The 15,617-nt window shown below is 42.2% G+C and carries 16 protein-coding genes and 1 riboswitch; of the genes, 14 read left to right on the top strand and 2 right to left on the bottom strand.

The features are described 5' to 3' along the window. Positions 1 to 9: 9 nt before the first annotated feature. The 6 genes from PBF_RS09505 to PBF_RS09480 all read left to right on the top strand — a co-directional run bounded on the left by PBF_RS09505 (position 10) and on the right by PBF_RS09480 (position 5,978). The gene (locus PBF_RS09505) at positions 10 to 1,380 is read left to right on the top strand and encodes a TrkH family potassium uptake protein (protein ID WP_035329477.1); all 1,371 of its coding nucleotides are present in this window, start codon (positions 10 to 12) and stop codon (positions 1,378 to 1,380) included. Between the two features lie 293 nt (positions 1,381 to 1,673). Beyond that, on the top strand, positions 1,674 to 2,525 hold the full coding sequence (locus PBF_RS09500; RefSeq protein WP_035329476.1) for a 2OG-Fe(II) oxygenase: 852 nt from the start codon (positions 1,674 to 1,676) through the stop codon (positions 2,523 to 2,525). A 27-nt stretch (positions 2,526 to 2,552) separates the two neighbouring features. Continuing rightward, positions 2,553 to 2,822 (top strand): DUF1450 domain-containing protein, encoded by a 270-nt coding sequence (locus PBF_RS09495; RefSeq protein ID WP_035329475.1) that lies wholly within the window; start codon positions 2,553 to 2,555, stop codon positions 2,820 to 2,822. A gap of 120 nt (positions 2,823 to 2,942) precedes the next feature. Then, positions 2,943 to 3,311, top strand: a complete 369-nt coding sequence (locus PBF_RS09490) for an ArsR/SmtB family transcription factor (protein ID WP_035329474.1) — start codon at positions 2,943 to 2,945, stop codon at positions 3,309 to 3,311. Then, on the top strand, positions 3,304 to 5,427 hold the full coding sequence (locus PBF_RS09485; protein ID WP_081757259.1) for a heavy metal translocating P-type ATPase: 2,124 nt from the start codon (positions 3,304 to 3,306) through the stop codon (positions 5,425 to 5,427). Before PBF_RS09490 ends, PBF_RS09485 begins: the two co-directional genes overlap by 8 nt. A 293-nt stretch (positions 5,428 to 5,720) precedes the next feature. After that, the gene (locus PBF_RS09480) at positions 5,721 to 5,978 is read left to right on the top strand and encodes a hypothetical protein (RefSeq protein ID WP_200870031.1); all 258 of its coding nucleotides are present in this window, start codon (positions 5,721 to 5,723) and stop codon (positions 5,976 to 5,978) included. 28 nt (positions 5,979 to 6,006) lie between these two features. On the opposite strand, the gene PBF_RS09475 is transcribed toward PBF_RS09480, so the two are convergent. Next, the gene (locus PBF_RS09475) at positions 6,007 to 8,184 is read right to left on the bottom strand and encodes an FUSC family protein (RefSeq protein ID WP_051488852.1); all 2,178 of its coding nucleotides are present in this window, start codon (positions 8,182 to 8,184) and stop codon (positions 6,007 to 6,009) included. 144 nt (positions 8,185 to 8,328) lie between these two features. Between PBF_RS09475 and PBF_RS09470 the strand changes: the two genes are divergently transcribed. The 8 genes from PBF_RS09470 (at position 8,329) to clpP (ending at position 14,901) form a co-directional block, all read left to right on the top strand. Then, entirely contained in the window at positions 8,329 to 8,667 is a 339-nt protein-coding gene (locus PBF_RS09470) for a YolD-like family protein (RefSeq protein ID WP_035329473.1), read from the top strand. A 181-nt stretch (positions 8,668 to 8,848) separates the two neighbouring features. Then, positions 8,849 to 9,400: an MEDS domain-containing protein gene (locus PBF_RS09460; protein ID WP_035329471.1), complete on the top strand. Its 552-nt coding sequence runs from the start codon at positions 8,849 to 8,851 to the stop codon at positions 9,398 to 9,400. Between the two features lie 20 nt (positions 9,401 to 9,420). Continuing rightward, complete coding sequence (locus PBF_RS09455) at positions 9,421 to 10,179, top strand: GNAT family N-acetyltransferase (protein ID WP_035329470.1); 759 nt, start codon at positions 9,421 to 9,423, stop codon at positions 10,177 to 10,179. Between the two features lie 198 nt (positions 10,180 to 10,377). After that, positions 10,378 to 11,001 carry a YhbD family protein gene (locus PBF_RS09450; protein ID WP_035329469.1) on the top strand — a complete coding sequence of 208 codons (624 nt, stop codon included), beginning with the start codon at positions 10,378 to 10,380 and terminating at the stop codon, positions 10,999 to 11,001. Between the two features lie 17 nt (positions 11,002 to 11,018). Next, entirely contained in the window at positions 11,019 to 11,732 is a 714-nt protein-coding gene (locus tag PBF_RS09445; RefSeq protein ID WP_035329656.1) for a polymer-forming cytoskeletal protein, read from the top strand. 346 nt (positions 11,733 to 12,078) lie between these two features. Continuing rightward, positions 12,079 to 12,157: riboswitch (ZMP/ZTP riboswitch) on the top strand. 68 nt (positions 12,158 to 12,225) lie between these two features. Beyond that, positions 12,226 to 13,425: a phosphoglycerate dehydrogenase gene (locus PBF_RS09440; RefSeq protein WP_035329468.1), complete on the top strand. Its 1,200-nt coding sequence runs from the start codon at positions 12,226 to 12,228 to the stop codon at positions 13,423 to 13,425. 193 nt (positions 13,426 to 13,618) lie between these two features. Further along, positions 13,619 to 14,293: a sigma-70 family RNA polymerase sigma factor gene (locus PBF_RS09435; protein ID WP_035329467.1), complete on the top strand. Its 675-nt coding sequence runs from the start codon at positions 13,619 to 13,621 to the stop codon at positions 14,291 to 14,293. Positions 14,294 to 14,319: 26 nt separating this feature from the next. Continuing rightward, positions 14,320 to 14,901 carry an ATP-dependent Clp endopeptidase proteolytic subunit ClpP gene (clpP, locus tag PBF_RS09430; protein WP_035329466.1) on the top strand — a complete coding sequence of 194 codons (582 nt, stop codon included), beginning with the start codon at positions 14,320 to 14,322 and terminating at the stop codon, positions 14,899 to 14,901. A gap of 43 nt (positions 14,902 to 14,944) precedes the next feature. Here clpP and PBF_RS09425 read toward each other — a convergent pair whose 3' ends face one another. Continuing rightward, complete coding sequence (locus tag PBF_RS09425) at positions 14,945 to 15,604, bottom strand: GntR family transcriptional regulator (RefSeq protein ID WP_035329465.1); 660 nt, start codon at positions 15,602 to 15,604, stop codon at positions 14,945 to 14,947. Positions 15,605 to 15,617 lie beyond the last annotated feature (13 nt).

Below are 15,617 nucleotides of genomic sequence, written 5' to 3'. Positions count from 1 at the left end.
TTATGGACCATGTACAAAGAAACCAGAAGGAGAAGAAGAATTGAGCGGCCCAGCACATGGATCAGAATGAATCCTGCTCAGGCTTTGTCTGTTGGCTTCTTAATACTAATAGCGATTGGCACTCTGCTGCTTATGCTGCCTTTTTCCACTAGTGACAGGCATCACCTATCCTTTATTGATGCATTATTTGAAGCAACTTCTGCTGTATGTGTGACAGGTTTAGTCGTCGTGGATACACAGACAACCTTTACTGTTTTCGGTCAGGTAGTTCTTATGGCCCTTATACAAATAGGCGGACTCGGTTTTATGACCTTTGGAGTTCTCATTGCCATTATGCTTGGGAAAAATATTGGCTTAAAAGGGAGGCTCATGATACAGGAATCATTAAATCAGCTTACAATTGAAGGGATGGTTCGTCTTGTAAAATTCGTGGTGGCTTTTACTCTGATTGTTGAAGCAATTGGTGCCATCATTTTGGCTGTTCGCTGGGCTGAAGATTTTGGATTTCCGCAATCTTTATATTATGGGGCTTTTCATTCGGTCTCAGCCTTTAATAATGCCGGGTTTGATATAATGGGCGACTTTAGCAGCGTCACCGGTTATGTAGGTGACTTTACAGTCATTATGACGTTAAGTTCGCTGTTTATCATCGGAGGAATTGGCTATATCGTGCTGCTTGATTTAAAAATCAATAAAAGCTTGCGGAAATTTTCTCTGCATACGAAATTGGTTTTGCTGATGACACTGATTCTAAATATTTTAGGCACAGTTTTCATATTCTTTTTGGAATTCAATAATCCAGCGACAATTGGTGACTTGGGAATGAAGGAAAAACTGTTAGGGTCTTATTTTCATGGAGTCGTTCCAAGAACAGCTGGTTTTAATTCGCTTAATACGGGTGAGCTGACAATGGGCTCACAGCTTATTACCATGCTTCTAATGTTTATTGGCGGAGGATCAGGCGGAACGGCAGGAGGCATTAAAGTAACAACCTTTGCTTTGATCCTGCTTGCTGTCAGAGCACTCATTAAAGAAGATGAAGAAGTAAACCTTATGGGCAGAAGAATCCCGAAGGAATTAATCTTTAGGGCCTTTACGATTACAGTGTACTCTATGGGATTAATAGCATTGGTTCTATTCCTTCTTTCTTTAACAGAGAATGCACCTCTGAATATGCTCCTATTTGAAGTGATTTCTGCTTTCGGCACTGTTGGGATGTCTCTTGGATTAACCCCGGAGTTGAGTCCAGTTGGCAAGGCATTAATTTCCTTCATGATGTTTGCAGGCAGGGTGGGTCCTTTAACTCTTGCTTTCGCACTTGCCAGAAGAAGAGAAAAAGCTAATTTCAAATATGCTGAAGAAAAAATCATGATTGGATGAGTTGATGATGATTTAATGAAAATGAGAAAGAAATGTAGACGGTAATAAGTAAATAATAAATGAGATTATGCAGGATAGAGCGGGATGCTCCTCCTGTTTTTTTGTGAAGCTTGAAGCAGAAAATGAGTCCAGCGAAACGAAAAATGGTCGCCATGCAAGTGCGAATACCAAATTTCATCCATCTAAATCAATTCAGTTCAGTTCAGTTCCTTCTATAATAATAGTATAATAAAATACATATATTTCTATTTTCGGCCGATAGGATTTTCAGTGAGTCATACAGGGGGAAGATGATGGCGAAGATTATGCAGATATCAGACGAGCTGAAGGATTGGATTATGGATGCGCTAAAAAATGAAGTGAGTCCAATTGCACTGGCGAATGCTTTGATCAAGAAGGGGTTCGATAACCGGTTTGCTTATGAGACTTTATTTAAAATTGTTGGAAATGAAGCGATTGGGACGACAGAAAGGCAGCAGGTTCGATATAATTATAAAGTGCCCGAAATAGGCAGGAAGGGGAATATCCTGCATGCCAGTGACAGGGTCGTCAAAGTGCTTTCCAGGAATGAAAAGCCGTTTGTCCTCCATTTGGATTCTGTGCTCAGCTCAGAAGAATGTGATGAGATCATCAGTCTTTCAAGGAGCCGCCTGAAGCCATCCCGGGTGGTAGATACGGGTTCTGGAGAAGAACGGGCAGGTTCCGGCAGAACAAGCAGGAGCATGGCTTTCCGCTTCAGGGAAAATGAGCTGGTTGAAAGGATTGAAATGAGGATCGCCGAATTGACGGGTTATCCGGCAGAAAATGGCGAAGGTCTTCAGATCCTAAACTATGGATTGGGTGAAGAATATAAGCCTCATTTTGATTTCTTCCCTCCCCATCTGGTGGATGCCGGCAAAGGCGGACAGCGGGTTGGCACCTTCCTCATTTATTTGAACGATGTGGCTGAGGGCGGAGAAACTGTTTTTTCTAAAGCCGGACTTTCGATTGTTCCCAAAAAGGGGTCAGCCATTTACTTTCATTATGCCAATGAGCAGGGACAGCTGGACAGATTGTCAGTTCATAGCAGTGTTCCTGTTAAAAAGGGAGAAAAATGGGCGGCAACCAAATGGATTAGGGAAAGCAGTATCTACCAGCGTTATTAAAGTAAAATCAAAAGGAAGTTTGATCAGGTGAAACTCATCAACAATCTATTCTCAAAGCATAAAACGTATTCAATTGAATTTTGCCAGAGGAATCTGGATGAATTTTTAAAAGAAGAAAGTTTGGCTGAATTTAATCAATTCTTGAGCCGGAAGAATATTAACTATAAAGAATACGAATGCCAGAGCAAATGCAAAGAATGCAGGCTATCTCCCTATGCTGTAGTGGACGGGAAACTGATTGCAGCGGAAAATTCGGATGAATTATTAATAAAACTGAAAGAAGAAGTAAAGAAATAAAAGGAATCGGAGCAATCCGGTTCCTTTTTTCATACAATATTCAAATAATTGTTTGAATAAGTTTACAGGCGAGGTATAATATATTCAAATGAATGTTTGAATAAAGAGGAGAGAATAAAATTGGGCTCTAAAGATACATGTGATATTTACTGCTTTGATGAAGAAAAAGTGAACCGCATTCAGGGAGAACTGGTGAAGGAAGACCTTTCGGGTGCTGCCCAATTATTTAAGGCTCTTGCTGATGAGAACAGAGCAAAAATTTCTTATGCACTATGCCGTGATGAAGAGCTGTGTGTCTGTGATATTGCCAATATCATTGGCGCTACAGTGGCAACAGCATCCCACCATTTGCGGACATTGCATAAGCAGGGAATTGTTAAGTTTCGGAAAGAAGGGAAATTGGCTTTTTATTCATTGGATGATGATCATATCAGGCAATTAATGATGATTGCGCTTGAACACAGAAATGAGGTGAAATCCAATGTCTGAACAAGCTGGAATTGCAGAGAAAGAGACGGTAACCTACCGTGTTCAGGGCTTTTCCTGAGCAGGCTGTGCCAAGACGTTCGAAGAGAACGTGAAACGCCTGGATGGCGTTTTAGATGCAAATGTAAATTTTGGAGCTTCCAAGATAACTGTCACAGGGACAGCTTCAATGAAGGCGGTCGAAAAAGCCGGAGCCTTTGAAAACCTGAAGCTGCGTGCAGAAAATGAAAAGGCGGTGGAGCGCGAGCCATTCTGGAAGCAGAAATCTAACTATAAAGTGTATATGTCAGCCTTTATTCTTATTATGAGCTGGTTTTTAAGCGAACAGTATGGAGAGGACCATCTATACCCGATCTCAGGGTATGCAGCAGCGATCATCATAGGCGGCTATACTTTATTTCTGAAAGGCTTCAAAAATCTCGCAAGATTGAATTTTGACATGAGCACCCTGATGACGATCGCCATTATTGGAGCAGCGATCATTGGCGAGTGGGGAGAAGGAGCGATGGTGGTCATCCTTTTTGCCATCAGTGAAGCCCTTGAGCGCTTCTCAATGGAAAAAGCGCGCCAGTCCATTGAATCACTGATGGACATTGCCCCGAAAGAAGCAATGATCAAACGGGACAATGAAGAAATGCGGATTCATGTGGATGATATTCAAATTGGTGACATCATGATTGTGAAGCCTGGAGAAAAATTGGCCATGGATGGCGTGGTCATAAAAGGAACCTCTTCCCTGAACCAGGCAGCGATTACAGGAGAGAGCGTGCCTGCTGTTAAGACAGCAGGTGATGAGGTTTTTGCAGGTACTCTTAATGAAGAGGGACTGCTTGAGGTAAAAGTCACGAAGTATGCTGAAGATACCACCATCGCAAAAATAATCCATTTAGTTGAAGAGGCCCAGGCGGAAAAAGCGCCTTCCCAGCAGTTTGTCGATAAGTTTGCCAGGTATTATACGCCAGCAATCATTGTTTTAGCATTTTTAATAGCAGTGATTCCTCCGCTGTTTGGCGGGGATTGGAGCGAGTGGATTTACCAGGGGCTTGCCGCACTGGTTGTCGGCTGTCCGTGTGCGCTTGTCGTGTCTACACCGGTAGCGGTCGTTACGGCAATCGGAAATGCGGCAAGAAACGGTGTCCTGATTAAAGGCGGCATCCACTTGGAGGAAACAGGGGCACTTAAATCGATTGCATTCGATAAAACAGGCACATTAACAAAAGGTGTTCCCGCCGTTACAGATATCATCACTATTAATGGTGATGAAAGACAGCTTCTCCAAATCACTGCTGCTATTGAGAAAGGGTCACAGCATCCCCTTGCTTCAGCAATCATGAAAAAAGCAGAAGAAATGGGCGCTGATTTTACCGGGGTGGGCACAGAGGAATTCACCTCTATTACTGGAAAGGGAGTAAAAGCTGCAGTGAATGGTGTCCTCTATTATGCCGGCAGCCCCAATCTGTTTGAAGAGCTTCATAGCGGCATGGAAAGCACTCTTCAAAAGCAAATAGCAGATCTGCAGACCCAGGGTAAAACCGTTATGATTCTGGGGACAGCAAGCGAAATTCTGCTGTTAATAGCTGTTGCAGATGAAATACGGGAGCATTCGAAAACGGTCATCGGCAAACTAAATGATATGGGGATTAAAACGGTTATGCTGACAGGCGACAATCACAGAACGGCTCTGGAGATCGGAAAGCAAGCAGGTGTTTTTGAGATTAAAGCTGATTTGCTGCCGCAGGATAAACTGGCTTATATAAAAGAATTGCGTACCGGCCATCAAAGTGTGGCAATGGTCGGGGATGGGGTCAATGATGCCCCTGCTCTTGCTGCTGCGTCTGTTGGGGTTGCCATGGGCGGTGCCGGAACAGACACTGCACTCGAAACAGCAGATATTGCGCTAATGTCAGATGACCTGAGCAAATTGCCTTATACGATTAAACTCAGCCAAAAAGCGTTAAGGATCATCAAACAGAACATTACGTTCTCACTTGGAATCAAGGCGGTTGCCTTATTGCTGGTGGTTCCAGGCTGGCTGACCTTATGGATTGCCATTTTCGCGGACATGGGAGCAACACTGCTGGTCACCTTGAATAGCCTGCGGCTTCTCAAAATAAAGTGAAACTTCAATCAGTGGGGGTTTCACTGATTGTTAGTTGAACCAATCGGGCCTTTACGGGCAGTTTGACCCCCACTTATCCTCCTATGATTCCTCTGAGTCTTGAAGTGGGGGTCTTACTGCCCGTTAGACTGCGATAAAGAAATGAAAAAACTCAGAGTTATGCTTCGGGCATGGCTCTTTTTTTGCCGTATTTTTGGATTTCTGTGTATGGGTGACTGCCTACTCTGAAAATAAATATCTGCATAAGCTAATACAGAAAATTATCTTGAGGAGGTCTAAACATGCAGAATGGAATTAATGAAATCATGCAGATTAGCCCGGAACATGACTTGAGGAGACCATTTGGTTTTAGGAGACCTTTCGGGTTTGGCAGGCCATTTGGGTTTGGAAGACCGTTTGGATTCGGAAGACCATTCGGTTTTGGCTTCGGTTTTCCTTTTCTGGGAGGTCTGTTTTTGGGAAGTGCCCTGGCTCCGCCATTCGGGTATGGATACCCGTACCCTTATTATGGATATCCGTATTATGCATATCCTCCATATTACTATTATTAATCAGTATAGAAATAAAAAAGAAGGAGCATTATTGCTCCTTCCCTGCACCAAGCTCTTCTGCCAATTCCACAATGGCTTTGTTGATTCTCCAGACGAAATAAAGGTGATGAATCAAATCACGCTGGGATTGCTGTCTTGTTGGAGCCATTCGTTCAATTTGTTCTCTTTCCCTGTCGAGACTATAGACAAGCGTGCCGTCTCCGCTTTCTTTAATCAGGTCCATTAATGTTTCAATATTTAATTCAAGTTTCTCCTCAATCCTAATGAAAACATCGACCAGCTCATCAGGATAGTCGAATCCTTTCCGGTAGGAGGAAGCCACCAGATGTCTTGCATAGTAATTGATGGCTGAGAAAAGGGTGATCCATCTGTTAACGTCAGCATGGCGCGGAGACCCGGGTTTCTTTATCAGCGATTGCGCTTCGACGTTTATGGTTTTAAGCTTTTGATCCAATAAGAAGCCTTTGCCTGAAAGCTCCTTAACATTCACATCTTCCCGGAAGCTTCGCACATACTCCGTGACATACGGTTTCAGTTCCTGAAGGTAATCATTTACCGTATCGGCCACTTTATCCTTCGTTTTCTTTGGAAAAATAAATAGAGAAACGCCGAATGCAATGCCGGCACCGGCTATAGTATCAATAACCCTGGCACTGATAAGGGAGAATGATATTCCGCCAAGTAAAAGGTCATACATAAAAGCGACCAGCATCGTAATAAACATGCTCATTAATGTATAAGAGACTTCAAATAAATAAAAAGAGAAGAAAACTGCTGCAAAAATGAGCGTGATTTCCAGTACAGAATGGCCGCTGACCAATCTGGCAAGCGTAAATCCAATCACTGCCCCGATAATCGTTCCAACTGACCGCTGAAAACCTTTTGTATAAATGCGCCCGATTGACTCGGTTCCGAGCAAAACGATAAAGGCTGTCAAAAGAACCCAATAAGGCTGGTCAGGCGACAGTATCTGTCCGGCAATGATGGATATGATCGCAGCAGTCATTGCCTGATACGCTTTTTTGGTGGTAGGCTTGAGGCTCTTATCTTCTTCAGATGGTTCATCTTCTTCATGCGTCTCTTCAGATGCTATTATTTCATTGTCTTTAACTTTATGAAGTGCCTGCTGTATGGTTATGCCGCCCTCAATGACATGGTTTGCAAGGGACTCGATCCTTCTGATCAAGTAAAGCCATCCTGCAGGTTTGTCTTCCCTGTTGAACAAATCCATAATAAGCAGGCGAAGTGCCTGTACAGCAAGCTCTGCTTCACGAAGGTTTTGTTCTTCATATTGGTGAGCAAGAACTTCAGCGTCACGAAGAGATCGGGTGACCCAGACCAGGAGGTTTTTCAGCTCTACTATGTCAAGTGCATTCGCTTTTTTTAAGCTCCGGATGGAGTCAGTCAGGGTTTCAATCAGCATGCCTGTATCAAAGATATATAACCTCAGCTGGGAAGGGGTCAGCCCGGGCCATAATTTTTGTACATCATCCTCATTGATATACTCAGAAACCATTACAGCATAATCCCTGAGCTTCAGAACGTTTCTCCGCAATTCTTCCCGCTGATGAGCAGTCATACTCTCCTGCTGCATCCCATCAATTAAGAGGTTGAATGTAAAATTACTTTGGAAATGAAAGGAGCGGATGCTTCTTTTCAGGTTTTTCGCAGTGTCCTGAAAAAGGATGAAATTGAACAGGAAAGCATACGCGACCCCAATCCAGACCCCAAAGTAAAAAGAGGGAAGCTGGCTGCCTGATAATTGCAGAATAGATGAGAAATAAAGTGTCATGAATGCGATCATGCATAGAGAAAAATAGCGGACCCCAAAGCGGGTCAAATAAAAGCTTAAGAATATTAATACAACCATTGAAATATCGGTAAAGATTGTGCTTTCTGCCAGCAGTGAACCGATCGATACCCCCGCCATTGCTGAAAATCCCAGCAGGCCAGTTGTGAGCATTTTACCTTTTTTAGAGTCATCCATCACAATCATGATGCCAAGCATGCCGGCCATTCCGGAAACAATGGCCGGAGTAAGTGCGAAAGCGGAATCAGCACCAGCCAATTGCATAAGAAATAAGGTTGTAAAGACCGACGCCATTAGACTTATTGTGGCTCGTCCGGCTTTTTGAAATCGGATAAGGCCGGGGTCGGATGCAAGCAAGCGTCCGATCCACAGATGTTTGATTTGCAGCTGCTTCATTATTTCACCAATCTTTTTTTAGAGAGTTAAAGAGTATTTTACCATTCGTACTTTTATTATCCAAATGAACCAACTTAAGCATTTTTGTTTTTTAGGTTTTAAAATAGAACAAATGTTCTATAATAGGGTATGGAGGGATTTATTATGCCGCTAAAAGACAGAGGGAAAATAAAATGGCAGCCTGCTCACTTCATGCCGGAACACAGGGCGATGCTAAGAGAGTTGGATAGGGAACAAATGGCGCAAAACAAGCCGCTTATAGATGAATATGAATTGGAGGAATATGAAAACAAAATTCATTATGCAATGGAATTTTCCTTTTTATTGAAAGTAAAAGTATGGCGGGAAGGATTTTTCCGCGAATACAAAGGAAGAGTAAACAGACTGGATGGCATCAGCAGAAAAATATATCTGCAATTGGAGAGCGGGGATCTTGAGAAAATTAATTTTGATGAAATAGCGGGGGCGGTAGTGGAAGAATGAATAATATTTTTAAAATGGCAGCAGACTTGAGGAACTCACCTCCGTTTTTTTATGCGGACCGGACAAACCTGCTGAAAATCCCCCATTTATTTCAATTTTTAGATATAATAAAGGAAAAGCAGCTGGGAGTGAGTAGCGGTATATTACATCAAACATTTTTTCGTTCTAAGGGGACTTATCAATGAATGAATTATTAATAGATTTAATTGATGATCTGCAAAAGTCAAACGGTGGCCATATTCTATACCACTATGATCAAATGGAATGCTATATTCAAAATGCGGTCTCATACATAACGGCTGGTGTAAGATGCGGCGGACACGTTTTGTTTGTGGAGAATGACCGGAATTATTTTCTTATTGATAAAGAATTAACTAATTTGTTGGGAAAAGAGGAATTAAACAGGGTTCATTTTATGAATAATTTTGATTTTTATTATTCGAACGGGAATTTTAATCCTGATACAGTGTTGAAAACTTTTCAAAATAACATTCAGCCTTATATAGAAAGCCATTCTAAAATATTTACGTGGGGTCTGGTTGAGTGGGGAAACGTGAAGGACTATATTCCGTTGGTGGAACAATATGAAAAGAATCTGGGCAATGCCGTTTCTGACCTTGGCCTAATTTCCCTGTGTGCGTATGATAATAGAAATACCCCTCCAGAATTAAAGGAGAATTTAATGCGCTGCCATGATGTGCTCATAACAGATAGAGAGTATAAATACTTATAAAATGTTTTTAGGAGAAACCGATGGAAAAGATCACATTTCATGATATCTATAAACCGGGACACGCTGTTCTGGAAAATGACCTATTTATTCATAATCATAATCCTGACATGCTCCTTCAGTATGACAGCAATTTTATTGCCTTTAAAAGAATGCCTTCCGTTCAGGAGTTTGAGGAGGCACATCAATATTTAAGAGATTTTCATCAGAAAAATGGCCAAAAGCATGTAAGATTTTATTTTCCGGATGATGAGGAGCTTTCTGGAGAGCTTGTGGCTTTCTTTCAGCAGGATAAAGATTATACGGTTGGGTTCCTGGAGTTATTTGCGATTCTTCCGGCTGATTTTCCGGAAGTCCAGGAAAGGGAAGAAATTAAAGTCGAAAATGTTACGGATAAAACATGGAACGATTATTTGGAATTTCAGTATGAGCAGGATTCGGTATATGGGGAAAACTTCGCAGAGAAAAAGAAAGCTCAGCACTTAAGAAATTACAAAGATGAAAGTATTCAGCAGCTTATTGCATTTTATAAAGGAAAGGCAGCCGGATCTGTTGATGTCATTATTAAGGAACGAACAGCTGAAATTGATGGACTGATGGTCCATGAGGATTTTCAAAAAAAGGGCATCGGCAGCTCCCTTCAGAAATCCGTGATGGATCAGTATAAGGATAAAACGATCATTCTTGTGGCGGATGGAGAAGATACTCCAAAAGAGATGTACCGCAGGCAAAATTACCGGTATATTGGAAAGCAGTATAACTTACTAAAAATATACGAATGAAGGGAAACCTGGTTCAATTTGAGCCAGGTTTTTTTGTGTCAATAAAACATTGTTTTACAGTGAAAAGCGTGAACAATATTGATTTCGTGGTGAATTCCGGAAGATTTGTCGAAAAAAATCAGGAAAAAAAGAATAAAAACACATTTCGCACGTAACAGTGTTATGTTACAATCGTATCATCAGAAAGGAGTCCTGGAATTGAGCGATGAATTAATTTCAAAAAAAGAAGTTCTGGATTTAACTGGGATTTCATATGGACAGCTTTACCGGTGGAAAAGGAAGAACCTGATACCTGAGGACTGGTTTGTCAGAAAATCAACCTTTACAGGGCAGGAGACTTTTTTTCCAAAAGAGAAAATCCTCGAGCGGGTTGAAAAGATACAGAAGATGAAGGATCGCCTTTCTCTGGATGAGCTGGCTGATTTGTTTTCCTTGAATGCTTCGAACCTGAAGCTTACAAAGGAAAGTCTGGTGGCTAAAGGAATAGCTTCTGATCCGGTTATGAATATCTTTCTGGACACACAGGGGGAGCTTCATGAATTCAATTATTATGAGATTTTAAAGCTTTATATACTTTCCAGCCTGCTGGAATTGGGGGATATCCATATCGAAGAAGGGAAAATGCTCCTTCAGCTGTTAAATGATCATCAAGAGATTCTGCAGGAGCCAAAAGCTGTGATCTGCTTCATTCGAAAACTCGGCATGTCCAGCTGCCTGGCTTCAATGAACGGGGAACAGGTCCTTCTCGAAAAAGGGACAAAATTGGCTGCCGCTATATCGGTAGAGCAATGTGCTGAGGAATTAAAATCCAAATTGGCATAGGAGGAAATGCTGTGGAAATGAAAACACTGGGGAACTTAATCATTAATGGAGTTGGATCGGTTAATGGAGGAACTTTTAATAAAGTTGAAATCAATGGAAAGGGCACGGTAAATAGTGATATAGAATGCGAGAGATTCAATTGCAACGGTACGGGGACGATCCATGGAAACATAAAAACCGAAAAAGGAAAGATCAGCGGTGCAGCCCAGATCCATGGAGCAGTTAAAGCTGAATCTTTAAATATCAATGGCTCCGCATCCATTTCAGAAGCTGTCCACAGTCAAAAGCTTGAGGTTGCCGGGAATTCCTCTATAGGAGGTTCTGTAAAAAGCGATGAAATGGCAGTGAACGGGAAAGCAAAGATTGCTGGAGACTGTGAAGCGGAGGTTTTCCGCGCGGAAGGGGCTTTTAAGATAGATGGTTTACTTAACGCAGAAACGATCGATATTAAACTATTTGGAGAAAGCAAAGCGAAAGAGATTGGCGGAAGAAAGATAAAAGTTGCACAGCATAGAGAAAGCCTGTTTAAATTGATCAAATCGCTCTTTCCCCTCAAGCTCGAGGCAGAATTAATTGAAGGGGATGACATCGAACTTGAAGGCACCTCAGCTCTTGTCGTCAGAGGCAAAAATGTCAAAATCGGCAAAAATTGCGAGATTGGACTTGTGGAATACTCAGGTGAATACGAATGTTCACCAGATTCAGAGGTGAAAGAATTCCGGTTAATATAGAATAATGTGCCTAACCTGATTGTTAGGTCAGCTTGTTGAGAAAGAGGTATTTCTCTCAACAAAGTTTTCATAAAAAAGAAAACGTCGTTCCATACACTTTTCATAATGCTTTCCAGATAGCCATTCCTGTATCCAAAGCACCTGCTTCACCTGCTGAAATAAGAAGATCAATAGGTTTAACATTTTTTTATTTATATAATTTTATCGGGACGGGGAAAGCATAATGTACAAAATGCAAAAAATATACTGTAAAAAAAGCAAGAAAAATAAAAATAAATTTTATTAATGTAAGCGCTTTAAAGGGTTGAAGTTTTCAGAAGACTTTGATAAGATTTAAAAAACCGAAAAGGCTGTGTGTAACTGGCGAGACGCGGATCACCGCGGGGGAGCACATAGTGTCGAAGCCGTTCGCCTGGGCAGAGGTAAGGGATTCTACCCTTGCCTCTTTCTGTTTTAAAAATCTGACAAAGTTAGTTGAAAAGGGGAGAATCCAGTGAGTACCATGACTTTAGACAAAGTGAAGACAATTAAAACACTGAATGCCATAGCGCCAAGCGGACTTGAAGTGTTTAACAAAGATCACTTTACAATCGATAATGAAAGCGGCAATCCTGATGCGATTGTTCTTCGCAGCTTTAATATGCATTCTATGGAATTGGGCGATCGATTAAAAGCAATCGCCCGTGCAGGTGCAGGTGTGAATAATATTCCGGTGGAGAAATGCACTGAGCAGGGAATTGTCGTTTTTAATACACCTGGCGCCAATGCGAATGCAGTAAAAGAAATGGTGCTTACTTCCTTAATGGCTTCATCCCGGAATCTTTTTGCCGGTATTGCCTGGACCAAAACGCTGAAAGATGAAGGAGATCAGATCCCTAAGCTTGTAGAAGCAGGGAAGAAGCAATTTGTCGGAAAAGAAATTAAGGGGAAAACACTGGGTGTCATCGGGTTGGGGGCAATCGGGGCACTTGTGGCTAATGATGCACTTGAACTTGATATGGATGTCGTTGGCTTTGATCCATTCATTTCTGTCGATACGGCCTGGAACCTGTCCCGCAATGTTCAGCGAGCCATGAGCATCGAGCAGGTGTTTGCAGAATCCGACTATATCACTGTGCATGTTCCATTAACCGATAATACAAGGGAAATGTTCAATGAAGATACATTCAGCTTGATGAAAAATGGTGTTCACATTCTGAATTTCTCACGCGGAGAGCTTGTGAATGAAGAAGCTATGGCAGCTGCCCTTGAAAGCGGAAAAGTTGGCAAGTATATTACAGACTTCCCAAATGAAAATATCCTGAAAATGAAAAATGCGGTGGCTATTCCGCACCTTGGCGCATCAACGAAGGAATCGGAAGAAAACTGTGCCGTCATGGCAGCAAGACAGGTAAAGCACTTCCTTGAAACAGGTAATGTTAAAAACTCAGTGAACTTCCCTAATGCTGCTCTTCCTTACACTGGCAAGCGGCGTGTCACTGCATTTCATAAAAACATTCCAAATATGGTCGGCCAAATCACTCTTTCCATTTCAAGCTACCAGCTGAATATCGCTGACATGGTGAACCGCAGCCGCGGTGAATATGCGTACACCATGATCGACATCGATAATAAGGTGAACGGCGATGTGATCCCTGGACTGCTTGAGCAGATTAATCAAATAGAAGGAATTATTACTTCACGGATTATATAAAAAAGCAGCCTCAATTCTGCCGGGATTGGGGCTTTCTTTTGAATGCACACAGGAACAAAACTAAAAATAGGATAGGAGCAGTATAAAATCAGATATCCTTAGAATAAACTGATAAAAATTTTAATCCCCCGTATCTTTTTGTTGTCTTATTCCGTTATAGAAGCAGAGATGTATTAAAGGAGTGAACAGGTTTATGAAACATGGGAATGTTCAGGCAGAATCAAGGAATTCCTTAAAGCAGAAGGAAAGCTGTATAGCAGATATCTATCCTTCACTGCAGCGATATAGCCGGTTTCTTGCACAGAACCGCTGGGATGGGGAAGATCTGGCCCATGAAGCAATCGTCCGCGCTTATAAATACTATTCGCCTGAGAAAATTAACCAGGCTCTTTTAAAAAAGGTGATCTATAATTGCTGGATCGACACTCTTCGAAACAGGAAGCGGGAGCAGCTGGAAGAGTCTCCTGAAGGTGAAATGAAGAATCCCAGCTCTGGTGGAGGAGAAGCAATCAGCCACCTCATTAATCGTCTAACATTAAAGCAGGCAGTTATTTTTACAATGAAGGAAGGGTTTCGATACAAAACTAAAGAAATTGCTGATATCCTTCAGACTACAGAATTTGCAGTGAAGTCTACGCTGAACCGTGCGCGGAAGCAGCTGCAGCACCCGGTCGACAATAAGCCTGAAGATTCTTTTGCAAATGAGGAAGAAGAAGTGATTTATCATTTGCTGCAGCAATCAGTGGCAGCTGAAGACCCGTCCATTTTAATAAAGTCCATCCCTTTCCTGCAATCCCTGGAAAGCCATGCGAAGAAGCCTGTTGTGCCCGTTTCATCTCCTTCTAATACTCTCTGTACGGCGGCATAGATTCGCAAAGAACAGGAGGGATAAAGATGACAGCAATACCATATGTCATTGAGCAGTCCAGCAAGGGAGAACGTTCCTACGATATTTACTCACGGCTTTTAAAAGACCGGATTATCATGATTGGTGAAGAAATTAATGATGTGGTTGCCAATAGTGTGATTGCCCAGCTGCTATTTCTTGCAGCGGAATCTCCTGAAAAGGATATCTCTCTTTATATTAATAGTCCGGGTGGTTCGACAACCGCAGGGTTTGCCATCTTTGACACGATTCAATATATAAAGCCTGATGTGAGAACGATTTGTACTGGAATGGCCGCGTCATTTGGGGCGATGCTTCTGCTGGCAGGGAAAAAAGGAAAACGCTACAGTTTGCCGAATAGTGAAATCATGATTCATCAGCCGCTTGGCGGAGCGAGGGGGCAGGCGACCGAAATCGAAATTTCGGCGAAGCGGATTTTAAAACTGAGGGAGCACATCAATGGAATTATTGCAGAAAGAACTGGCCAGCCTGCAGAAAAAGTGGCTCGGGATACGGACCGTGATTATTTCATGACTGCCGAAGAAGCAAAGGAATACGGGATTATTGATGAAATTATCTATAAAAGCTAGGTAAAAGAAAAAGCAGCCGATGGTGGCTGCTTTTTCCGTTTGATCATTTTTCTTCGGAGTAATACTCGTCAATTGCCCGAAGCCAATTAACACGTGCGATATTTCCGGCCTTTTCTCTGTCTTTTTGTTCAAAAGCTTTTAATATATCTTCATGTTCTTCAATAGAACGTTCTTTTAAAATAATAGTTTTATTATAGTATAACCGCATGACATGAGCCTGCAGCATGGAAGCTGTATTCGAAATATAAGGATTCTGGGCAAGATCGATAATGATATTATGGAACTTCTCATCCTGCTTCAAAGCGGAGAAGGTATCTCCCGCCTTAAGAGCTTTGGCAAATTTATGGTTGATGTTCCTAAGAATATTGATTGTCTCCTGGCTGATAACAGGTGCTGCCAATTCTGCAGCAAGGGCCTGAAGTACGCCTAAAGGGGGCAGGATCTTGCTGATATCTTCCGGGTTAACTGAAGTGACTTGAGTTCCCACACCCGGAAACATTTCGACAAACCCCTGAACATTCAGCAGCTGAAGCGCTTCCCTTATAGGGGTGCGGCTGACTCCTAACGCATTGGCAAGATCAGCATCGTTCAATTTTTCCTTCGGCTGCAGTGTCCCGTCAATAATCCACTCCTGAATCTGGGAGAAGGCGCGATCTTTAGCGGATACACGCGTAGGTGATGAGTAATTAGAGGGTATTGGCATAGCTGTGACCACC

The sequence above is a fragment of the Cytobacillus firmus DS1 genome (assembly GCF_000565285.1).
Lineage (GTDB): Bacteria > Bacillota > Bacilli > Bacillales > Cytobacillaceae > Cytobacillus > Cytobacillus firmus_A.
Note: the sequence above shows the minus strand (reverse complement) of the source record. Positions and strands in the feature narration are given on the sequence as shown.